The sequence below is a fragment of the Acetobacter orientalis genome (genome assembly GCF_000963965.1).
GTDB lineage: Bacteria > Pseudomonadota > Alphaproteobacteria > Acetobacterales > Acetobacteraceae > Acetobacter > Acetobacter orientalis.
The window spans coordinates 63,660-84,437 of record NZ_BAMX01000024.1; the positions used below are offsets into that span (position 1 = coordinate 63,660).

Here is a 20,778-nt window from a genome sequence, read left to right on the forward strand (position 1 = left end):
TTGACCAAAATTGTCTGGTTGTCTTGAAGGTGTTGATGCTTGACCGTTTTTCTGGTGCCCCGCATATGAAGGGACGTCAACTCATCCCATGGCTGGGGGAATAGCGTTTGGGTGTTGCAGTGAGAGTGCCGGAGACCGGTACGGCCACAAGCCAGGATGGAACTAGTGTTTCTGTGAGTAAGCCAGGAGAAGCGGGCTTAAAAGCCTTGGCCGATTATCTCGCGCAGGATATGCGCGCCTGTAATCAGGTTATTATTGACCGTATGCAAAGCCCTGTTGCGCTTATTCCGCAACTGGCGGCGCATCTTGTTGCGGCAGGGGGCAAACGCCTGCGGCCGTTGCTTACGCTGGCATCTGCCCGGCTATGCGGTTACGACAACCAAGATGGTAAGCTGCGGCATGTTGAAATTGCCGCCTGTGTTGAGTTCATTCACACAGCCACTTTGTTACATGATGACGTGGTGGACGAAAGCCAGCTACGCCGTGGGCTTGCGAGTGCTAACGCCATATTTGGCAACAAGGCGTCTGTACTGGTGGGCGACTTTTTGTTTGCACGTGCCTTCCAGATTTTAACAGCTGATGCCTCTCTTGATGTGATGGCCATTCTCTCTGCTGCTTCAGCCACATTGGCTGAAGGGGAAGTGATGCAGATGACCACGCAAAACGACCTTTCCACCTCGGTTGAGCAGTATTTGCAGGTTATTTACGGCAAGACTGCGGCGCTGTTTGCTGCAGCCTGCGAATCTGGCGCGGTCATTGGCGAAACAGCCCCTGAAAAGCGTGAGGCCCTGCGCGTTTATGGCGCAAACCTTGGTATGGCTTTTCAGTTAGTGGATGACGCATTGGATTATGCGGCAGACCAAGCTGTGCTGGGCAAAGAGGTTGGTGATGACTTTAGGGAGGGAAAAGTAACCCTACCTATTTTGGCTGCTTACGAAGCCGGAAGTGAAGAAGACCGTATTTTCTGGCGGCGTGTGATTGAAGAGTCTGAGCAAACGCCAGAAGACCTTGATACCGCCCTGCGCTTAATTGAACAGACCAACGCCATTGCTGTAACGCTGGCTAAAGCAGAAGAGTATGCTGCTAAAGCACGTGAGGCTTTGAGCTTGTTTGACGACTGCGACATTAAGGCTTTGCTGGTTGAAACGGCAAGTTACTCAGCTAGTCGTGCAAGTTAAGCCAACAGGTACATAACGTTAAGAAAAAGCCAGTCTGATATGTTTCAGGCTGGTTTTTTTGTTGGTGGGTAGGCATTTCGCTCAGGCTCAGGCTCAGGCTCAGGCTCAGGCTCAGGCTCAGGAGGTTGAGGCTTTGCTGCGGGGGCAGAATGGCTGCGTTTGTACCCGTAATGATGAGAGTGTAATTTTTAACGGCATAGGCCACTTTACCGACACGTTAGTGCTTTGTTTGAGCAAAGAGAAAGCGTGTGTATTTTCAGGCGCGTGCAATGGCGGGCTAACCAGCTTTAGCGGCTTTTGAATCTGGCTTTCAATCGTTTGGTTTTGCTCACGACTGGTGGCGGTTTGTCTAGCGAAACCAGAATATTTCTAAGCTGAAGAAACAGGCGCTTGTGATGGGGTGTTTTGCCAGAGTGTGAGGTCACTAAAGCCAAAAAGCGGTAAGCGCTGGCGTAGGGCCGCGGCGTTGGGTGGGGTGGCGGTAAAGAATGCTTGTTGGGCTGTGTGTGTGGCTACTGGTGGCAGGCATGTTGGGCAACTTTGCAACACGGTAAGCGTGTGGCGTGCAACAGCCGGTGCGGGGTCTAGCCATGTGATATGGGGCGGGGCAAGGGCTTTAAGCCGCTCCAGCACAAAGGTATAATGTGTGCAGCCAAGGCCTACTGTATCTAGTTTGTGGCTTGTATCGCGGTCGAATAGGCCGGAAATTTCGTGTGCGAGTGTGCTGTCTGGTACATCTTCACCCCGAAAAAGGCTTTCTGCGCAGGCGGCAAGGCCGGGGGCTGCGTGGGCTATGAGCGTACAGTCTGGCGCGTAAAGTGCCTGTAAATTGTTAAGATAGGGCCGCCGGATGGTCGCGCGGGTGGCGAGTAGGCCAATAACCTGTGTGCGGGTGGTGCGTGCCGCCCAGCGTATGGGGGGGACACAACCAATAAAGGGCATGTCTGACCATGCGGCCCTAAGGGCTGGCAGTGCCAGTGTGCTGGCTGTGTTGCAGGCTACAACGACAGCCTGTGGCTGTAGGGTGCGTATGGCGCCAGACAGAAGAGCTACAATACGGTCTATTAAAAAGTCGTCTTGTTGCTCGCCGTAGGGAAAAACGGCGGTGTCGGCCAAGTAGTCTATGGCAAGGGTGGGGGCAAGGGTGCGCAAGGCCCGCACAATACCAAGCCCGCCTATTCCGGAATCAAATGCCAGAATACGGTGCGGGGCAGGGTGTGCGGGGCTGCTCATGCCAAGTGGGGGTTCAGCCCTGTTTAGCTTTATATGCTGCGGCTTCTTCTAAGCTGCCAACGCCGCCATGGCGGGCAGACCAAGCGCAGGGGTCTTCAAGGAAGCGACGTACTTCTGCTGCTGCGGCTTCTGAGAAATAGGGGCGGGTTGAGCAGGCTTCGAGCACGTCCCACCATGTGCACAGAGAGTGCAGGGCTACGTTCATGTCTGTCAGGGTGCGGTGCGCACCGGGGAATACACCGTAATAGAACACCACAAAAGCGTGGTTAACCAGAGCGCCAGCATCACGCAGGGCGTTGGCAAAGCGTACTTTAGAGGCACCATCGGTTGTTAGGTCTTCAACCAGCAGGGTGCGCATACCTTCGGGTACATCGCCTTCAATTTGGGCGTTGCGGCCAAAGCCTTTTGGTTTTTTGCGGACATAGGCCATAGGCAGCAGCATGCGGTCTGCCATCCATGCGGCGAAGGGAATGCCGGCCGTTTCGCCACCGACAATGGCATCTAGGCTTTCATAGCCAACGTGGCGGCCAATTTTTTCAACACCCAGCTCAACAATTTTTGCGCGCGCACGGGGGAAGAAGATGATGCGGCGGCAGTCGATATAAACCGGAGATTTCCAGCCAGATGTCAGGGTGTAGGGGTCTTCTGGGCGGAAATTGACAGCTTTAATTTCCAGCAGCAGGCGTGCTGTGGTCAGGGCCGCGTCATGGTCCCAATCACTGGTGTGACTTGTGTGGGGGGTGGCCAGAGTGGCGGGTGACGTCATTAAGCACATCCTTAGACTAAAAGGGCGGTTGGAATTGGCTTTGGCATACCCTCCAGCGCCGCGAAAATCCATGCCTTCTTTTGTGTGAGCCTATAGGAAACGCAAAAAATTGGTGCGAAAAGGTATTGAAGAGGAGCCGCACAAGGCATGTATGACAAAAAAGACACGAAAAAAAAGATGTGATGAGCCAAATACACTTTGCCGCTTGCTTAGCCTAACGAAGTGGCGTTTAATTGTTGTAAGTTGAGATTAATTATTAGTTGAGGAATGTGCTGTGGCTGCTGAACTAAGTCGGATCGCGCGTAAATGCGAGCGAGCTGTCATTACAGCCTATCAGGAACTGCGTGACGTTGGCACACAAGATGTGACCGCTTTTCACGCCTGTACAACGCTGTACCGCATTCATCACCCTGAAGCCTCTTTGAATGAAGCGCGCCGCTTAGTGTCTGAATGGATTGACCACCATGTGGTGCGTAAATCTGACGGGCCCACCAAAGGCTGTGACTGCGACTAAAGCATAGCGCCTGCTTAAAATTTAAAGTTTGCTGCAAGCCAAATCTGGCCAAACCGGGTTTGGCTTTTTTATGTTTAGGGCACATGGCATGTCGGATGCAAAACGCAACCTAAGCGGGTTATGGCATGGGCAGTTTAGCTACCCACGTACCTTTCAGCCTGAATTTTTTACCGCAACATTGCTTGACCAAGCTGGTAGCCTGTCTGGCAGCATTACCGACAAAGTAACCGACCCAACCCATGCAACGGGCGTATTTTTGGCGCATGTGCGTGGGCAGCATGTTGGGGCTGATGTGCATTTTAGTAAGCAGTATGAGAGTGCTGCGCGGCCACACCGTGTGCGCTACACTGGCCAAGTGAATGCCGATGGTACGGAGATCAGTGGTACTTGGCAGATAGACGGTAGCTGGTCTGGCCCGTTTTTAATGGTGCGGGCGCAGCCAAGCCAAGAGGTAAGCGTGCAGCGTTACGAGACGTTGGACGTGTAACCGTACGGCCTGATGATAAGTGCTAGTGAAGTTATTGGGGAAGAATAAAGAGATCTTCCCCAATAAGGAGTGTTTAGCGTTTGTCTACCGGCACAAAGTCACGCTTAGGCGCACCCGTATAAAGCTGACGCGGGCGGCTGATACGCTGGCCGGGTTCTTCGATCATTTCTTTCCACTGGCTGACCCAGCCTGTGGTACGGGCCACGGCAAACAGCACTGTAAACATGCTGGTAGGAATGCCCATGGCTTTGAGAATGATGCCTGAATAGAAGTCTACGTTCGGGTAGAGCTTACGCTGCACGAAGTAATCATCGTTAATGGCGATTTTTTCTAGCTCGATGGCGAGGTCAAGCAATGGGTCATCTTTAATGCCCAGCTCTTCGAGCACTTCGTGGCAGGTTTGCTGCATGATTTTGGCGCGAGGGTCGAAGTTTTTATAAACCCGGTGGCCAAAGCCCATAAGCTTAACGCCGCTGTTTTTATCTTTAACTTTGCTGATAAAGTCTGGGATATTTTCTTTGCTGCCAATTTGAGCCAGCATTTTCAGCACGGCTTCGTTGGCACCACCGTGGGCAGGCCCCCACAGGGCGGCAATGCCAGCGGCAATGCAAGCAAAGGGGTTAGCGCCGGTAGAGCCAGCCAGCCGCACGGTAGAGGTAGAGGCGTTTTGCTCGTGGTCGGCGTGCAAAATCAGAATACGGTTCATGGCGCGGGCCAGAACAGGGCTGATTTTGTAAGGTTCAGACACCCGAGCGAACATCATGGACAGAAAGTTTTCTGCGTAGTTCAGGTCGTTGCGGGGGTAAATAAAGGCCTCACCCTGCGTATATTTGTAGGCCCAAGCCGCAATGGTTGGAATTTTGGCAATAAGGCGCATAGCCGCTAGGTCGCGGTGGGCTTTAACAGCAATATCGCCTGCATCGGGGTAGAAGGCAGACAGCGCGCCTACGGTACCACACAAAATGGCCATTGGGTGTGCATCGCGCCGAAACCCGTTGAAGAAGTTACGGATTTGCTCGTGCAGCAGGGTATGGTTTCTGAGGGTGTGGGTAAATTTGTCTGATTCTGCTTGGTCTGGCAGTTCGCCATTAAGCAGCAGGTAAATGACTTCTTCATAAGAGGCGTGCTCTGCCAGTTGGGCAATGGGGTAGCCACGGTGCAGAAGAACGCCTTTATCGCCATCGATAAAAGTAATTTTGCTGTTGCAGGATGCGGTTTCACCGTAACCGGGGTCGAAGGTGAAAACGCCCAGTTCCGCCGGTAATTTGCGGATATCAACAACATCTTGGCCCAGAGTGCCGGAAAGAACAGGGAATTCGGCAGTCTTGCCACCGAGCGAGATGGTGGCAGTGCCCTGCGTACCTTCGTTCTGCGACGTGCTCATAGTACTTCCTTCTGCAAATGCGACCGCAGAACCCTTGTGCGGTCTGCCTGTCTGAGTGTTGTTCCTGATCTTGTAAAAAACGGAAAGAAGGCTGCCGATAAACCGCACGTTATCTGGAAAGAGGCGCGGCGGAAAACTGCCATTTTTGGGCTTAGGGTCGCGAGAATGTGTCTAATGTCAGGCTGAGAGTATCGCAGCTTTGCCAGTTGGGTTGTGGGATATTTGCGGTGCTACCCCACATTTTGAACACGGCCAGACTACCCGTTGCGAATCCTTGGTCGAGCACGGCTGCCTGTGTGTCTAGCTGGCGGGCAAGGGCCGATATACCGGGGTTATGGCCAATAAGCAGTACGGTACGCGCCTGTGGTGGGGCTTTTTGTATTTGTGCCAACAGGGCGTGGGGTGGGGCCTCGTAAATATCGGGGCAAAATAAAGGCGCACTGAGGGGGGCGTGCAAAAAAGGCAGCAAACCCTCTAATGTTTGGCGGGTACGTACTGCGGGGCTGCAAACAACATAGTCTGGTGAAAGGCCTTGTTGGCGCAGCCATAGGCCGCACCGTTGTGCGGCGGCAAGCCCTGCTGCTGTAAGGGGGCGCGCATGATCTGCGGCCGAGCTGAAGTCTCCCATCGGGGCGGGGGCTGCCTCGGCATGTCTGAGCAGCAGGAGCTTGCGGCTCATTTTTTAGGTGTGTCCGCAGACTGGCGGGCAATGGCCTCGTGGTGGCGAATCACTTCATGAATAATGAAATTGAGAAATTTTTCTGCAAAATCAGGGTCTAGGTGTGCCTCTTCTGCCAAGGTGCGCAGGCGGGCAATCTGGCGTGTTTCACGTGCGGGGTCTGCTGGCGGCATGCCGTAACGTGCTTTTAAGGCCCCCACCGCTTTGGTGCACCGGAAGCGTTCGGCCAGCATGGCCACAAGGGCTGCGTCAATATTATCTATGCTGCGGCGCAGCTCTTGGAGGGTTTCTGCGGGAGAGGGCTGGTCTGTCACGGTTGTTCTTTTTTCTCTGTTACTAAAAGTCTTGGCGGCACACAGCCCGGTCGTTTGGGGCCTTGGGCTTAGCCTAACTCTTCCATGAAAGTGGGCGGTAGGTCTAGCCATGCAAGGTGGCCGCCTTTGCCTGCGCCGGTATCTGTAAAAATGGCTTTACCCCCCGCCCGACCGGGAATGGTGAGTGGGCAGCCATTGGTTGAGCGTTGGTCGTGCCCGCAATAAATAGTGTAGCCGGTTGGGATATGATTAACCCAGTTTAAGCAACGCTCGGGGTAGCCATCTTTTTGTACGCGGCTGGTGGTCTCACCAAATAAGGCGCGTGAGAGCAAAAAGGTAACGCGGCCAAGGGCTGCGGGCGGGGCTTCCATAAGCATGCGCACATCAAACGCGCCGTGCACAAAAACAGTGCGGCCCAGCACGACCCATGCCGGTGCGGCATCAAGGTAGGGCAGCACACCGTGCAAAACATCTTCGTTTTCGGGCTGGTGTAGTTGGGCCAGAGTCTCTTCAAGCGGGGGGTCTGGGCGGAGTTTGCGGCCCATAAGGGCGCGACCCAGTTTGCGGTCGTGGTTGCCGATTAAAAACAGGCCACGTTTTTGGTCGATAATTTGCATCATGGCTCGCAGCACGCCCGCGCTGTCTGGCCCGTAATCTACAAGGTCACCTAACTGGATAATGAAGCGGTCTGTGGCAATGGCGTGGCGAAAGGCTTGCAGGTCTCCATGCACGTCTCCGACCACGCGGAGTCCTTTGCGGATCGCGGCTTTCACGTTTTCGTCAAGCTCTAGGCCTCTGTCCATTGGTGTTTGTCCATCAATCCTTCCTTTCATGTAGGCTTGCAGGACGCTTGCAGAAAAGAGGCTATGCGCAATTTTTTGTGTAAAAGCCGCATGCACAAGCATGTGACAGGCCAAAGCACGGTTTTTCTGCCTAGGTTACATCACACCCCGGCACCAGGTGGGGCCGGTTGGAAAAAAGCAAGTATCAGAAGGCTGTAGCCGGAAAGGCGAGGGCGTTATAAGCCTTTTTACAGTTGGCTCGTTCTGCTTTTTTCAGAACGCTATGAACAAGAACAGGAAGCCTCTCAATGACGGAGCGCATTCGTAATATTTCTCTGCGTAGCAAAGTTTGCCCGGCAGAAGCCGCAGCAGAGCTCATCCGCCCTGGTGCGGTTGTTGGGGCAAGTGGCTTTACCGGCGCAGGGTACCCAAAGGCCGTGCCTGGCGCATTGGCCAAGCTGATGGAGCAGTCTCAGGCCAAAGGGCAGGAGTACCGCATAAGCCTTATTACGGGTGCCTCTACCGGCCCGCAGCTGGATGGTGAACTGGCCCGCGTGAATGGGGTTTACTTCCGCTCTCCGTTTAATACCGACGCCGGAATGCGGAATCGGATTAACGAGAACGAAACCGATTATTTTGACAACCATCTAGGCCAAGTGGCTGGCCGTGCGGTGCAGGGCAATTATGGCAAGTTTGATATTGCCCTGATTGAAGCCACCGCCATTACAGAAGACGGTGGCATTGTGCCGACATCTTCTGTCGGGAACTCTCAAACTTTTCTTGATGTGGCCGAGAAGGTCATTGTTGAGGTGAATGAGTGGCAGCACCCCGGCCTTGAAGGTATTCATGACATTTGGGACGGCAATGTAAGCGGTGTACCAACCCGCGACATTATACCGCTTACCAAAGCAGATGGCCGTATTGGCGGGCATTCTCTTAAGGTAGACCCCAAAAAAATTGTGGCCATTGTACGCAGCAACGACCGCGACCGTAATGCCCCGTTTGCCGCCCCTGATGCCGCAGCAAAAGCCATTGCCAAACACCTGCTTGATTTTTTTGAGCATGAAGTAAAGCAGGGCCGCCTGCCGCCTTCTTTGCTGCCGCTACAATCTGGTGTGGGCAACGTAGCCAACGCCGTGCTGGACGGCCTGAACGAAGGCCCATTTGAAAACCTGATGGGCTACAGCGAAGTGATTCAAGACGGCATGCTGGCCATGCTGGATTCTGGGCGCATGCGTATGGCCTCTGCTACCTCGTTCTCGCTGAGCCCCGACGCCGCAGAAGAAATTAATAACCGGATGGATTTTTTCCGGAACAAGATTATTTTGCGCCAGCAGGACGTGAGCAATAGTGCCGGGGTTATTCGCCGCCTTGGTTGTATTGCCATGAACGGCATGATTGAGGCCGACATTTACGGCAACGTAAACTCGACCCGCGTGATGGGCTCTAAAATGATGAACGGGATTGGTGGCTCGGGTGACTTTGCCCGCAACTCCTACCTGTCTATCTTCTTGTCTCCCTCTACGGCTAAAGGTGGCAAAATTTCTGCCATCGTGCCTATGGCGGCCCATGTTGACCACATTATGCAAGATACCCAGATTTTTGTGACAGAGCAGGGCCTTGCTGACCTACGTGGTCTTTCTCCCGTTAAACGGGCGCGGGTGATTATTGAGAAATGTGCACACCCAGACTACCGCCCAATGTTGCAGGATTATCTTGATCGTGCGCTGAAGGAGTCGTTTGGTAAACACACACCGCATCTGCTGAACGAGGCCTTGAGCTGGCACCATCGTTTTGTAGAAACGGGAAGCATGCTGCCCGCATAAGGGCGCAACGCAACAGCGTTAAAGGGCGGTACCTGCGGGTGCCGCCTTTTTTTATGGGGAAAGGCGCTGCCTCTTAGCCGCAAAAAACAGTGTTTTCAGGCCCGAAGGCTGACGTTTTGCGACAGCCTTTTAAGCTGTAGGGGCTTGAGGCTGTTTATTAGCTGTCGTGTTTGAGGGGTTGGGTAAACTGGGTTGGTTGTTGTGTTACAACAATATCAACAGGGCGCTCGGCCAGAAATTTTGTGGTGGAGAGCGCTGGGGTGTTGGGGTTTTCGGTAATAATGGCCTCGGCATCGCGGTGCACAAGGGCAAAGAGCGCTGGTGTAGCGTTAGGGGCAACGTAAGCGGCATAGGGGTGGTGGCCTGCCATACGGTGCGCCAGGTAGGCGTCTCGTGTTGAGCGAATGGGTATGGCCACCATCATGGCGCTGTCGGCCTGTAGGGCGGCTTCTATGCCCTCATGATCTGGGGCAACCAGTACCACGCGGTCGCGCATTCTGGCTTTACGAATAAGTTTTGCAACCGCAACGGGGTCTGTGTCGTTTAGGTCTAGCATCAGAAGGGTGCGTGCCCTGCGTGATGAGGCTAGAACCTCACTGAGCTGGTTGGAGCCGGGTACAACAATAACCCGGCCATCGTTTTGGGTGGCCAGTTGCAGGCGCAGCATGGCCGGTGTGGCGGCTGTATGCAGCAGGCCCGCCGAGTTGGGGGTCATGCTTAGGCCCGTACCGGGTGCGCACACCACCAACCCGTGGTGAATGCGTGCCATAAGCCCATCTGCGCGAGACTTATGAAGCGCTAAGCCCGTGCCTGCAAGCAGGCACACACCAAGTGCAAAGGCGGCTTTACCAACGCAGCATTTAAAGCGGCGGCGTTTGGGCGGTTGTGTTTCTGATGTCAACTCAGGATCCGACATCTGTTGTTTCCCTGTCCTGTTGGCCTGCCATGGCCGCTGCGCGCGCAAGATCAACCGATAGCACGCGGCTTACGCCGCGTTCCTGCATGGTTACGCCAAACAGATGGTCCATATGGGCCATCGTTAGCTGATGGTGCGTCACAACCAGAAAGCGTGTTCCTGCCTCTGTGACCATGTCGCCAAGAAGAGCACTGAAGCGTCCGACATTGGCATCGTCTAACGGTGCATCAACTTCGTCGAGCACGCAGACGGGAGCGGGGTTACAGCGAAAGACTGCAAAAATCAATGAAAGAGCGGTGAGGGCTTGCTCTCCACCTGAAAGAAGGGAGAGTGTTGCCAGCTTTTTACCTGGGGGTTGTGCGTAAATTTCCAACCCCGCCTCGAGCGGATCGTCGCTGCCGACCATACCCAAATGAGCACGCCCGCCACCGAACATACGGGAAAAAAGTGATTGAAAATGGTGATCTACCTGCGTGAAAACGGCCATTAACCGCTCTCTGCCCTCTTTATTGAGCGACCCGATAGAGCCGCGCAGGCGCGCAATAGCGGCTTCTAGGTCTGCAATTTCTGCAGCTAAGGTATTCGCTTGGGTGGAGGCTTCTTCAGCCTCAATTTCGGCGCGCAGGTTCACGGGGCCTAAATCTTCACGCTCACGCGTAAGGCGGCTGATTTTACGGCGGAGCGATGTTTCGGCTGCTTCGGTCAGTTCCCCCAATGGGGGGCGGGGTGGGGCTGGATTTTCGGCCAGAAGCTGGTCAAGAATGGCTTGTGCCTGCTCGCTTTTGCCCTCGGCCTTCAGCACGGCTTCTCGGGCGGCGGCAAGGTCGGCTTCTGTTTTACGGCGCTGCTCATTGGCGGCGGTTAACGTGGCCTCGGCCTGTGCGCGGGTGGCATCGGCTGCGGCGTAAGCCGATTCGGCTTCTTGCAGGGCTTTAAGGGTGGTTTGTTTTTGCCGTTCGGCCTCTGCTGGCAGAGCCGAGACACTTTGGTGCTCTGTGCGGGCACTCTCAAGCCGGGTTGTGGCGTGCTCTAGGTCTGTTTGCGCTGTGGCGGCGCGGGCTGTCCAGTCTGAGAGCGAGGCAGCAAGAGTGTTTTGCTGGTGCGCCAGCGTTGTTTTTTCGGCCAGCAGGGCCGCGCGGTGTTCGCGCAGGTGCTCAAGGGCCGTGGTGAGCGTGCTGCGCTGGGTGTGCAGGGCGGCAATATCTTCTTCCCCCGTTGCGGGTAGGGCCGCTTGGGCCTCTTGCAGGGTAAGGGCGGCCTGCTCTTGCTGGTGGGCAAGGTTTTGTGTTTCGGCACTGAGCTCGCTTAGGCGGGGGGAAAGGGCATCGAGCCGAGATTGGATTTCAAGCGTTTGCTGGGCAAGGCGCTGGTGGGCAAGGCGGGCTTCTTGGGCTGCTTTTTCGGCTGCAGTAGCGGCTTGCTCGGCCACGCTATGGGCTGCCTCGGCCTCGGTTTGGTGGCGTTGTGCGGCCTCTAGCGCTGCTTCAAACTGGGTATTGGCTTTGGCGGCGCTCACACGGCTTTCAAGCTCTGCAAGAGCTGTTTCTTCAGTTAAGACCTCTTGGCGCAGGCGCTCGCGCTCTGGCAGCAAGGTATCAAGCCGGGCGGTTGCTGTGGCCTGTTGGTTTTCAGCCCGTGCAAGGGCTGCATTAGCGGCATGAAGGGCTTGTTCTGCACTTTTGAGAGTGGAGCGCGCTTTTTGCTCGGCCTCTTGTGCGGCGCTGTCTTGTTGCCGGGCTTGGGCCAGAGTGTGCCGCAGGGCTTCGGCTTGTGGGAGGGCGGCGGTAGCTTGGTTTGCGGCAGTGAGAGCGGCTTGTGCATCGGCCAGAGCACCGGCGGCACGCTCTAGTTGGGGGCGTAGGGTTTCAAGCCTTGCGCGAGAGGCCGCATGGCGGCGCTCGGTTTCAGCCTCGTGCGTGCGGGCTTGTTGTAGGGCTTGCTCTAGCTTGCGGCGCTCGGCCTGTTGGGTGCTGGTTTGTTGCTCAAGTTGCTGCACGGCTTGGGTAAGGGTTGCAACGGCTTGCTCAGCGGCTGGGGCTTTTTGGGCCAGTTCTGCTAAGCGCTGTTCGGTCTCTTTTAAAATGCGACGCTGGCCAAGGCGGCGGGTTGCGGCATCTGGCTCGCCCGCGCGAGTATAAAAACCGTCCCATCGCCAGAGGTCACCTTGGGCAGAAACAAGGCTTTGGCCGGGTAGAAGGGTAGCTTGTAGGGCTGTACCGTTTTGCCCATGAGGGAGTAGACCAATAAAGCCAAGCAGGTGTGCCAGCACAGCCGGAGCTTTAATATGCGCACTTAAGGCCACCGCTCCGCCGGGCAAGGGTGGGGGTGGAGTTTGAGCGTTAAGCTGGTGCCAGCCGCGTGGTGCGTTATCAGCCACGGGGGCGTCTAGTCCTTCGGCTAGGGCAGCGGCCAAAGCTGCCTCGTAGCCTTCGGGTACGTCCATTTGGGCAGAGACGGGCTCGGCACTTGTGGCCTCATCGTGGCCGAGGGCCTGCGCTAACCCTTCAGCCTGCGCTTTAAGGCGCGTGAGTTCAGCGCGGAGTGTGTCGTACTCGGTTTGTGCACTGCGCTGCGCTGTTTTTTGGGTGTTAAGGTTGGCTTCTAGGCTTTCAAGCGTTTGGGTAACGCCTGCAAGGTCTGTCTCTAGCTGTGCCCGGTTTTGTTGGGCTGTGTGCAGCACATTGTCTGGAATGGCGGCCTGACTAGCCTGCTCCATGCCCCGGTTAAGGGTTTGCTCCTCCTGCACGGCGCGTTGTAGTGCGGTTTCGGCCGCACGGCGCGCTTCGGCTAGGGTTTTGCGTTGTGCTTCATCTGCTTGAAACGCCCGGCTGGCCTCAGTTAATGCCTCAGATGTAGCGTGGCGCTGGGTTGTGGCGGTTTCTAGCGCGTGCAGTGCGGATTGTTGCGTAGTGCTGGCATTTTGGGCGTCGGTACGCAGGGTCGTGAGGGTGCTGTCTGCTAACAGAGCGCCCTGTGTTTCAGCATGGCGTTTTTCAAGCTGGGTAAGGTCGTGGCGCAGCGTGTTAAGCCGCGCACGGGCACGCTCAAGGGCTTTTGTGGCCTCGGCCTGTGTTTGGCGAGCGTTTTCGGCATCGTTACGGGCAATGGAAAGTGCTACACGAGCCTGAGAACGGGCTTGCTCTGTGCCTTCAACGTGCGTGCGGGCTGCGGCCTGTTCTGCCGTGCTGGCCTGCATGGCGTCTTGTGCTGCGGTACGCTCGGTTTCTGAGGGTAAGCGGGCGCGTAAGCCTTCAAGCTCTGCTTGCAGTGCGTTTAGGGCTTCTGCGCTGCGGGTATGTTGGGCTGTGGCGGTTGAAAGGTCTTCTTGCGCGCGGTCTTTGCGGGCGCGGGCTGTGCTGAGCGACTGGGTAAGCTGGGCAAGGCTTTGCTCTGCTTGTGCCAACTCGGCGCTGAGCGTTGCCTGCTGGTTTTCAGCCTCTGCTGTGCGGGTAGGCAGAGAGGTTATAGCGGCCTGTGTGGTTTCTTGCTCAGCCTTAAGGCGCTCTAGTGTTGCTGTGGCATCATCAACGCGGGTTTGGGCGGCTATAAAGTCTGCTTCGTGTTGGGTAAGCCGTGCTGATGCCGCATTGGCTTGCGCGGCGGCCCGTTCTTCTTCCCGCGCTATACCTTCTGCCGTTACGCGTTGGCGTTCTAGCAGGGTGCGGGCGGTGTCGGCTTTTTCCCGTATGGCGGGTAGGGCTTGTGTGGCCTCGTATTCGGCAATAACGGCGGTTTCGGCTGCTTCTTCGTGCTCGGTTAGGGCTTTGCGGGCGCGGGCTGCCATGTCTATGGCGCGCTCAACCGCAAGGCGGGCACGGGCGTGTAGTACGGCCAGAAGCTCGGTTTCTGCATCGCGCAAGGAGGCAGAAAGTTCGCGGTAGCGGCTGGCCTCGCGCGATTGTTCGGCCAAGCCATCTAGGCGGGTGGTGAGTTGTTGGCGCAGGTCTTCTGCGCGGGTAAGGTTGTTTTCTGTAGCGCGGAGCTTGAGTTCGGCCTCGTGCCTGCGGGCGTGCAGGCCGGTAATGCCTGCGGCTTCTTCTAAAATGACCCGGCGTTCTTCTGGCCTGGCGCCCACCAGCATGGCCACGCGGCCTTGGCTGACCATGGCAGAAGAGCGGGCGCCAGAGGCGAGGTCTGCAAACAGGGTTTGCACATCACGCGCGCGGGCAACCTTGCCGTTTATACGGTATTCACTCCCAGCGCCGCGCTCGGCCCGGCGGGTAATTTGCAGTTCGTCTTGGTCTGCAAAGGCGGCGGGGCCTAAGCCCTTGGCCCCTTCAAGAGTTACCGTGACCTCTGCCAAGGCGCGGGCGGGCCTACTGGTGGTGCCCGCAAAAATGAGGTCGTCTAGTTCACCACCGCGCAAGGAGCGGGCAGAGGATTCGCCCATCACCCAACGCAGGGCCTCTACCACGTTGGATTTGCCACAGCCGTTAGGCCCCACAATGCCCGTGAGGCCGGGTAGAATTTCTACCGTTACGGGGTCTGCAAAGCTTTTAAAGCCAGCAATACGCAACCGGACAAAACGAACGGTCATGGACGGCGGTAAACCTTACGGCCCATACGCACCCTGCTTTTAGCTGGCGTCTGACAGATGTTTTACGAATTCATCGTAAGACATGTCGTTAGAGACCTGCACTTTGTCGTTAAAGCGGAAGGTGGGGGTAGAATCGAAGTGGTATTTGTTTTGCGCGTCTGTCTGCTGGTTCAGGATAAACTGCATGAGAGACTGGTCAGCGATGGTTTTATCAAACGTGTCGCCGGGCATGCCAGCAAAGGCCGCCATTTTTTTCAGCGCATCAACCGGGCTGGAATCGCGCACATAGGCCCAGCGGTCTAGGCTGGCCAGAAGTGACAGAACAAAGGCCTCGTAGCGGTCTGTGGGCAGGCTGCGGGCAACCATAGCGGCCAGTGTGGCCAACTGGTCTGTTGGGAAGTCGCGGAAAACATAGCGAATTTTGCCGGTATCAATCAGGTTTTTCTTAACCTGCGGGAAGGTGTTTTCGGCAAAATGGGCGCAGTGAATGCAGGTGAGGGAGAACCATTCTTCAACCACAATTTTGGCATTGGGGTTGCCCAGCACGCGGGGGGCAAAGCGGCTGTCCGTGGCCGGGGTGGCAGCACTTTGCGCGTGGGCGAGGCTGCTGGTAGCCGCCCCAAGCAGTGCCGTACCTGTGGTGACAAGAAGTGAGCGGCGGGAAAAAGCCATGGAAATGCTGCTCCGAAAAAAGTCAAAAGGACAGTGTGTTACCTGTAGGCATGACGGCAGATAGGCTCTGCCGTCAACTCTCGTTTAGCTTTGCTCTGTTGTGGGCGGGGCAATGTTAGGCTCTGCCGGGGCGTTGGGCAGTTTGCGTAGCCGCACCCGGCGGATATGCCGTGCATCGGCATCAAGCACGCGAAAGACGTAGCCGTTTTCGTGGGTCAGTACCTCACCACGGGTGGGAACGTGGCCCGCCATACGAAAGACAAGACCGCCAATAGTTTCGATCTCGGCTTCTTTTTCAGTAGGGGTTAGAATCGGGCCTACTTTTTGCTCACATTCTTCAACGGGGCAGCGGGCATCGACATCAAACGACCCATCGGGGCGGGCCACAATCATGGTCACGGCGGGTTCGTCGTGTTCGTCTGAAATATCGCCCACAATGGTTTCGATCAGGTCTTCAATGGTTACTAGACCGTCAATGCCGCCATATTCATCAATGACCAAAGCCATATGGGTGTGGCGCTGGCGCATTTGCAGCATAAGGTCGAGCACGGGTATTTGCGGGGCTACCAGCAGGGGCTGGCGCAGTAGGGCCTCAAGGTTAAATGCCTCGCTGGTGCCAACGTAGGCAATGAGATCCTTTACGTGGATCATGCCCACAATATCATCGAGCTGTTCGCGGTAGACCGGCATGCGGGAGTGGTTTTCACGCCGCATCATGGCCAGTGCGTCATCAAGGCTAATAGAGACGGGCATGGCGACAATATCGGGCCGGGGCACCATGACATCATCAGCCGAGATGTTTCTGAGCCGCAAAATATTGGCAATGAGCGCACGCTCTTGGCGGTCTAGCTCTGGCTTTTCGCCGCCTGCGGTATCTTCTTCCGATTCATCGGCGGCTTGCTGCACGAGGGCCGCAATAGAACTACGCAGGCCGGGGGCATTTTTTTTGCGGTTAAAGAAGGAGAACAGCCCGCCACGCGACTGGGGTTGTTGCTCTTGCTGGGGGTCAAAATCGTTCATGCGCGGGGTTTCCACGGATTAGGAACCCCAAGCCGGGAGAGCAGGCGGGATTCGAGCATTTCCATTTCGCGGGCTTCTCCCGCATGGTGGTGGTCGTAACCTGCTAAGTGCAGGCTGCCATGTATAACCAGATGCGCAAGGTGGTGGCTTACTGGCCGCCCGGCTTTTTGGGCCTCACGCAGCACAGTTTCGAAGGCAAAAATAATATCGCCCCCCGGTAGGCCGGGCGGTGGCTCAAAAGTAAGCACGTTGGTGGGTTTATACTTGCCCCGGTGCGTGCCGTTAAGGCGTTTGACCACGCGGTCGCAAGACAGCACAACGCTGCCGGGCTGTAGCCCAATGGCGGTGCAAGCGGCCAAGGCGCGCTTTACCACTCTTTCGGGGTTGGTCACGTAAGAGCGCCAGCGCCTGTCTTCTACAAGAATTTCAGGCGCTGTTTCAAAGGGGAAGGCAGGAAATGCGGTGGCAAAGCCTGCGTTTTCCTGATGAGCCACGTCCGGGGTCTGAACGTGGCTACGGCTACTTGGCGGTTCCATTGTTCTCCTGACGGCGCGTGTTCGAGGGTTTATCCCTACTGGCAGCCGCCTTTGCATCATACGCTTCAACAATCCGCGCGACCAGCCTGTGTCTTACAACATCTGCTGCTTCGAAGCGGGTAATGGTAACACCGCGCACATTTGCCAGTGTTTCAATGGCGTCTCTCAGGCCTGAGGTGGTGCCGGAGGGCAGGTCAACCTGTGTGAGGTCTCCGGTTACGACCATACGGGAGCCGGGGCCGAGGCGGGTGAGAAACATCTTCATTTGCGCAATGGTGGTATTTTGCGCTTCATCAAGAATAACAAAGGCATGCGAGAGGGTACGGCCACGCATAAAGGCTAGTGGAGCCACCTCAATATCACCTGCGGCCATACGGCGCATAACTTGGTCACCGGGCAGCATGTCGTGCAGGGCGTCGTAAAGGGGGCGCAGGTAGGGGTCGATTTTGTCTTTCATATCTCCGGGCAGAAAGCCCAAACGCTCACCCGCTTCGACTGCGGGGCGGGAGAGAATGATGCGGTCTATGGAGCCAGCCTGCAACATGGCAACGGCTTGGGCTACAGCAAGGTAGGTTTTGCCGGTACCAGCAGGCCCTATGCCAAATACCAGCTCTTTGCTGGCCAGAGCCTGCATGTAAGCTGCTTGCCCGGCAGAGCGTGGCTCTATGGCACCATGGCGCATTTTAAGCGTGGGCAGGCTGCCTTCTGGCGTTAGAAAAGCGGGGGCTGCTGCTTCGGTCTGGGGTGTGCGCATGTCGGACTGCCTTGTGCTGGCGTTGAGCATGGTCATGCGGATTGTGGCTTCTATGGCGCTGACATCAACAACGCCGCCTGTAGCCAGTTTTTTGTAAAGATTGCTTAGGGTTGTGCGGGCAATGGTGGTGTGGGGCGGTTGCCCCTTAATGGAAATACGGTTGCCACGGCGGGCAACCTGTATGTCCAGCCCTTCTTCCAGATGCCGCAGGTGGCGGTCGTGGTCGCCTACCAGTTTGGCAAGAAGCGTATTGTCTTCAAACAACAGCGTGAGAGGTTGGGTCTGCTCAGGGGTGGCCGTGGGCAGAGTGGGGGCGGAAGAAGGCTGGCGTTGTGTCGTCAAGCGTACTCGGTCTCCTCTACCAGTTCACCAGACAGAGAGTTGGTGAGACGTTCTGTAATTTTGACAGAGAGTTCCTGCCCGATCAGGTGGCGTGGGCCAAGAACATGCACAGGCTGCAACCAAGGTGAGCGGCCAGTAATCTGGCCGGGTTTGCGGCCTTCGCCGGTAAACAGTACCGGAAAGGTTTTGCCTACCAAGGTTGCGTTAAACTCGTCCTGCTGCTCACGCAAGAGGGCTTGCAGCGCTTGCAGGCGGGTATCTTTAACGTGTTCTGGCACTTGCAGGGGGGCACCTGCTGCGGGTGTGCCGGGGCGCTGGGAGTATTTGAACGAGTAGGCCAGCGCAAATTTAACATCGCGCACCAACTGCATGGTGGCCTCAAAGTCTTCATCGGTTTCGCCGGGGTGGCCGACAATGAAGTCTGAAGACAAAGCGAGGTCTGGGCGCACTGCGCGGAGTTTGCGCACAATCTCACGGTATTCATCAGCCGTGTGGCCGCGGTTCATGGCGGTAAGCACACGGTCTGAGCCAGCCTGTACCGGTAGGTGCAGGAAGGGCATGAGTTGGGGCAGGTCACGGTGGGCCTCAATGAGTGCATCTGTCATGTCGCGCGGGTGCGAGGTCATGTAGCGGATGCGAGAGAGGCCGGGAATTTCTGCCAAAGCGTAAGCAAGGCGTGGCAGATCCCAAATTTCTCCGTTTTCACCTTCACCGTGGTAGGCGTTTACGTTCTGGCCCAGCAGGGTAATGTCGCGCACGCCGCTTTGGGCCATGCGGCGGGCTTCTGCTAATACAGAGGCAACGCGGCGGCTGCTTTCTGCGCCGCGGGTGTAAGGCACCACGCAGAAAGAGCAGAACTTGTCGCACCCTTCCTGAATGGTGAGGAAAGAGGTGAGGTTGCCCGGTGTTTGCGGGGCCTCTGTGTCGGGCAGGAAGTCAAACTTCTGCTCAGCGGGGAAGTCTGTATCAATCACCGCCCCACCGGCGCGGGCCGCGCGGGCCACCATTTCTGGCAGGCGGTGGTAAGTTTGTGGGCCAAGCACAATATCGACATACGGTGCACGGCGGAGAATTTCCTGCCCTTCTGCCTGCGCAACGCACCCGGCTACCGCAATAACGGTGGGGTGGCCTTCTGCTGCGCGGGCTTCTTTTATAAGGCGCAGGCGGCCGAGTTCTGAAAAGACTTTCTCAGCCGCTTTGTCACGAATGTGGCAGGTGTTGAGAATGATCATGTCTGCCGCGTCTGGCAGGTCTACGGGCTGGTAGCCCAAAGGGCGCAGCACGTCGCTCATGCGGGCGCTGTCGTACACGTTCATCTGGCAGCCCCATGTGATGACATGCAGGCCACGGCGGGTGGAAGATGGGGCGATGGTTCCAGTCATGACAGCAGACGCTCCGGCTTACCGCAGGCCCATTCCGTACGGCAGGAGGAGGGAATCAGGCGGACAGGGCCTGAGGTCAAGCCTCTTTTCTCATATAATGCAGGTTTATGCGCAACTGTGGTGCAGGGAACGCGTGCAGAGGGGCCTCCGGCAGGGTTGGTACAGCCTTGGTTTGGGCCAGTATTAATGCCTGTTTTTACATGAAGCAAAAGCCGCACCTATTCTGTCAAGAACTCTTGCAAGACCTCTTACTTTATTGTGCGGTAGCTCTGCGGGGTCGTACTTGCCGGGCAGAACGGTACCGGGGCTATTTTGGCGGAGTTCTGCCGCGCCTTGGGCTACGGCGTTCCATGCGGCCTGAGCCAAGGCTTTGCGGCTAGGGAACAGCTCTGGGTCGAGGGGTTCGTGCAAAATAACGGTGGCACGCGATTCTTTCCATTGCACCAACTGCCAGAGATGGGGGCCTAAATCCATATCGCCATACCATGCAAACACGGGGCGGCGCAGGCGGTGTAGGGGTAGGCCTTCTAGGCGGTCATACACCAGTGAAATGGGCTGAATAAGCGGGGCCATGCCCGGCTCGTAGCTAACCGGCAGCAAGGCGGGATCCATGCCGTCGCGCAGTTTGGGGAGTTTGGCGATGGCAAAAAAAGCCGACATGAACGGTAAAACGCGAGAGCCGTCTGACGAAGTGCCTTCGGGGAAGAGAACCAGATTATCACCCATAACCATGCGGTTGATCATTTCATCACGCTCGCGCCCGGTAGTGCTGCGCTGGCGGCTGACAAAAATGGTGCGGCCAATTTTGGAGATAAGGCCCATGACAGGCCATTTCTCAATATCGCCTTTCGCAACAAACACGGAGGGCAGAATAGTGCCCAGAATAAGCACATCTATCCATGATGAATGATTGGAGATGTAGATAACCGGGCGCTCGCCGCGTTGGCGGGCTTTTGGGCCGCCAACTGTGCCGGCGCGTTGCCCTACAACCCGAATGCGCAGGCCGAGCAGTTTGCACAGAACGCCCCAAATAACGCGTGTCCAGCGTATTTTGGGGGTGCCGGGCACGAGCAGCAGGCAGGCTTCAAACCCAACAGACAGTGGCACCCAAAAAACGACACCGCCTAAGCGTAATGCCCCGCGAATCTGGCCAGAGAGTTTACACAGAGCTTCGACCCAAGCCGGAAGAGGGCAAAGTGGGCCAGACCCGGTTGGCGGCGCAGTGTGGCCCTGTGCAGAGCGGCGGCGGCTGATCATGTTTTTGCACCCGCCAGTATGTGGCAGGGCACCGGATGGAAAGGCAACGAGAAAACCATAACCCGTCTCATAACGCGAACTGATGCAGGTGGACAATCTCGCTTTGTGTGTCTGTAATAAGAAACAGTGAGCAAAAAAAATGCCTATTGCGGCAACCTGCGTTCTTTTACCGTATTTTTGTCATGGTAATGAGAGAGTA

General features: G+C 56.5%; 18 protein-coding genes. 4 read left to right on the forward strand and 14 right to left on the reverse strand.

Annotated elements, in window-relative coordinates; translation table 11 throughout:
- The first annotated feature begins 230 nt into the window (after nucleotides 1-230).
- Nucleotides 231-1,178: a polyprenyl synthetase family protein gene (locus tag Abor_RS09565; protein WP_371861222.1), complete on the forward strand. Its 948-nt coding sequence runs from the start codon at nucleotides 231-233 to the stop codon at nucleotides 1,176-1,178.
- A gap of 369 nt (nucleotides 1,179-1,547) precedes the next feature.
- Here the strand turns inward: Abor_RS09565 and Abor_RS09570 are convergent, their stop codons facing one another.
- Both Abor_RS09570 and Abor_RS09575 read right to left on the reverse strand, forming a co-directional pair.
- Complete coding sequence (locus tag Abor_RS09570; protein WP_048841653.1) at nucleotides 1,548-2,411, reverse strand: glutamate racemase; 864 nt, start codon at nucleotides 2,409-2,411, stop codon at nucleotides 1,548-1,550.
- Between the two features lie 13 nt (nucleotides 2,412-2,424).
- A complete protein-coding gene (locus Abor_RS09575; RefSeq protein ID WP_048841654.1) occupies nucleotides 2,425-3,177 on the reverse strand; it encodes an orotate phosphoribosyltransferase in 753 nt (250 codons plus the stop codon).
- Nucleotides 3,178-3,451: 274 nt separating this feature from the next.
- On the opposite strand from Abor_RS09575, the gene Abor_RS09580 reads away from it, so the two are divergent.
- A complete protein-coding gene (locus tag Abor_RS09580) occupies nucleotides 3,452-3,691 on the forward strand; it encodes a hypothetical protein (RefSeq protein ID WP_048841655.1) in 240 nt (79 codons plus the stop codon).
- Between the two features lie 88 nt (nucleotides 3,692-3,779).
- Nucleotides 3,780-4,178, forward strand: a complete 399-nt coding sequence (locus Abor_RS09585; protein WP_126621017.1) for a hypothetical protein — start codon at nucleotides 3,780-3,782, stop codon at nucleotides 4,176-4,178.
- Between the two features lie 73 nt (nucleotides 4,179-4,251).
- Here Abor_RS09585 and gltA read toward each other — a convergent pair whose 3' ends face one another.
- From gltA to Abor_RS09605, 4 genes are all read right to left on the reverse strand, one after another.
- Nucleotides 4,252-5,562: a citrate synthase gene (gltA, locus tag Abor_RS09590; RefSeq protein WP_048841657.1), complete on the reverse strand. Its 1,311-nt coding sequence runs from the start codon at nucleotides 5,560-5,562 to the stop codon at nucleotides 4,252-4,254.
- Nucleotides 5,563-5,713: 151 nt separating this feature from the next.
- Nucleotides 5,714-6,241, reverse strand: a complete 528-nt coding sequence (locus tag Abor_RS09595; RefSeq protein WP_048841658.1) for a SixA phosphatase family protein — start codon at nucleotides 6,239-6,241, stop codon at nucleotides 5,714-5,716.
- On the reverse strand, nucleotides 6,238-6,555 hold the full coding sequence (locus Abor_RS09600) for a chorismate mutase (RefSeq protein ID WP_048841659.1): 318 nt from the start codon (nucleotides 6,553-6,555) through the stop codon (nucleotides 6,238-6,240). The genes Abor_RS09595 and Abor_RS09600 overlap by 4 nt, the downstream gene beginning before the upstream one ends.
- Nucleotides 6,556-6,623: 68 nt before the next feature.
- Nucleotides 6,624-7,358: a metallophosphoesterase gene (locus Abor_RS09605; RefSeq protein WP_048841819.1), complete on the reverse strand. Its 735-nt coding sequence runs from the start codon at nucleotides 7,356-7,358 to the stop codon at nucleotides 6,624-6,626.
- 287 nt (nucleotides 7,359-7,645) lie between these two features.
- On the opposite strand from Abor_RS09605, the gene Abor_RS09610 reads away from it, so the two are divergent.
- The gene (locus Abor_RS09610; RefSeq protein ID WP_048841660.1) at nucleotides 7,646-9,163 is read left to right on the forward strand and encodes a succinate CoA transferase; all 1,518 of its coding nucleotides are present in this window, start codon (nucleotides 7,646-7,648) and stop codon (nucleotides 9,161-9,163) included.
- A 157-nt stretch (nucleotides 9,164-9,320) separates the two neighbouring features.
- On the opposite strand, the gene Abor_RS09615 is transcribed toward Abor_RS09610, so the two are convergent.
- From Abor_RS09615 to Abor_RS09650, 8 genes are all read right to left on the reverse strand, one after another.
- On the reverse strand, nucleotides 9,321-10,079 hold the full coding sequence (locus Abor_RS09615) for a PI-PLC domain-containing protein (protein WP_048841661.1): 759 nt from the start codon (nucleotides 10,077-10,079) through the stop codon (nucleotides 9,321-9,323).
- The gene (locus Abor_RS09620) at nucleotides 10,066-14,616 is read right to left on the reverse strand and encodes an AAA family ATPase (protein ID WP_048841662.1); all 4,551 of its coding nucleotides are present in this window, start codon (nucleotides 14,614-14,616) and stop codon (nucleotides 10,066-10,068) included. Before Abor_RS09620 ends, Abor_RS09615 begins: the two co-directional genes overlap by 14 nt.
- 39 nt (nucleotides 14,617-14,655) lie before the next feature.
- Nucleotides 14,656-15,288, reverse strand: a complete 633-nt coding sequence (locus tag Abor_RS09625; RefSeq protein ID WP_048841663.1) for a thioredoxin domain-containing protein — start codon at nucleotides 15,286-15,288, stop codon at nucleotides 14,656-14,658.
- A gap of 84 nt (nucleotides 15,289-15,372) precedes the next feature.
- Complete coding sequence (locus tag Abor_RS09630) at nucleotides 15,373-16,308, reverse strand: hemolysin family protein (protein WP_048841664.1); 936 nt, start codon at nucleotides 16,306-16,308, stop codon at nucleotides 15,373-15,375.
- Nucleotides 16,305-16,844: an rRNA maturation RNase YbeY gene (ybeY, locus tag Abor_RS09635; protein WP_048841665.1), complete on the reverse strand. Its 540-nt coding sequence runs from the start codon at nucleotides 16,842-16,844 to the stop codon at nucleotides 16,305-16,307. Before ybeY ends, Abor_RS09630 begins: the two co-directional genes overlap by 4 nt.
- Nucleotides 16,828-17,904 carry a PhoH family protein gene (locus Abor_RS09640; RefSeq protein ID WP_048841820.1) on the reverse strand — a complete coding sequence of 359 codons (1,077 nt, stop codon included), beginning with the start codon at nucleotides 17,902-17,904 and terminating at the stop codon, nucleotides 16,828-16,830. The genes ybeY and Abor_RS09640 overlap by 17 nt, the downstream gene beginning before the upstream one ends.
- Nucleotides 17,905-17,936: 32 nt before the next feature.
- Nucleotides 17,937-19,322, reverse strand: a complete 1,386-nt coding sequence (gene miaB / locus Abor_RS09645) for a tRNA (N6-isopentenyl adenosine(37)-C2)-methylthiotransferase MiaB (RefSeq protein ID WP_048841666.1) — start codon at nucleotides 19,320-19,322, stop codon at nucleotides 17,937-17,939.
- A gap of 183 nt (nucleotides 19,323-19,505) precedes the next feature.
- A complete protein-coding gene (locus tag Abor_RS09650; protein WP_181014222.1) occupies nucleotides 19,506-20,576 on the reverse strand; it encodes a lysophospholipid acyltransferase family protein in 1,071 nt (356 codons plus the stop codon).
- Nucleotides 20,577-20,778: the final 202 nt, after the last annotated feature.

Excerpts from the sequence above, each read along its gene's own strand:
- ybeY (WP_048841665.1), bottom strand. The coding sequence starts at position 16,844 with ATGGAACCGCCAAGTAGCCGTAGCCACGTTCAGACCCCGGACGTGGCT.
- Abor_RS09595 (WP_048841658.1), bottom strand. The coding sequence starts at position 6,241 with ATGAGCCGCAAGCTCCTGCTGCTCAGACATGCCGAGGCAGCCCCCGCC.
- Abor_RS09570 (WP_048841653.1), bottom strand. The coding sequence starts at position 2,411 with ATGAGCAGCCCCGCACACCCTGCCCCGCACCGTATTCTGGCATTTGAT.
- Abor_RS09630 (WP_048841664.1), bottom strand. The coding sequence starts at position 16,308 with ATGAACGATTTTGACCCCCAGCAAGAGCAACAACCCCAGTCGCGTGGC.
- Abor_RS09605 (WP_048841819.1), bottom strand. The coding sequence starts at position 7,358 with ATGGACAGAGGCCTAGAGCTTGACGAAAACGTGAAAGCCGCGATCCGC.
- Abor_RS09620 (WP_048841662.1), bottom strand. The coding sequence starts at position 14,616 with ATGACCGTTCGTTTTGTCCGGTTGCGTATTGCTGGCTTTAAAAGCTTT.
- gltA (WP_048841657.1), bottom strand. The coding sequence starts at position 5,562 with ATGAGCACGTCGCAGAACGAAGGTACGCAGGGCACTGCCACCATCTCG.
- Abor_RS09610 (WP_048841660.1), top strand. The coding sequence starts at position 7,646 with ATGACGGAGCGCATTCGTAATATTTCTCTGCGTAGCAAAGTTTGCCCG.
- Abor_RS09585 (WP_126621017.1), top strand. The coding sequence starts at position 3,780 with ATGTCGGATGCAAAACGCAACCTAAGCGGGTTATGGCATGGGCAGTTT.
- Abor_RS09625 (WP_048841663.1), bottom strand. The coding sequence starts at position 15,288 with ATGGCTTTTTCCCGCCGCTCACTTCTTGTCACCACAGGTACGGCACTG.
- Abor_RS09615 (WP_048841661.1), bottom strand. The coding sequence starts at position 10,079 with ATGTCGGATCCTGAGTTGACATCAGAAACACAACCGCCCAAACGCCGC.
- Abor_RS09565 (WP_371861222.1), top strand. The coding sequence starts at position 231 with ATGCGCGCCTGTAATCAGGTTATTATTGACCGTATGCAAAGCCCTGTT.
- miaB (WP_048841666.1), bottom strand. The coding sequence starts at position 19,322 with ATGACTGGAACCATCGCCCCATCTTCCACCCGCCGTGGCCTGCATGTC.
- Abor_RS09575 (WP_048841654.1), bottom strand. The coding sequence starts at position 3,177 with ATGACGTCACCCGCCACTCTGGCCACCCCCCACACAAGTCACACCAGT.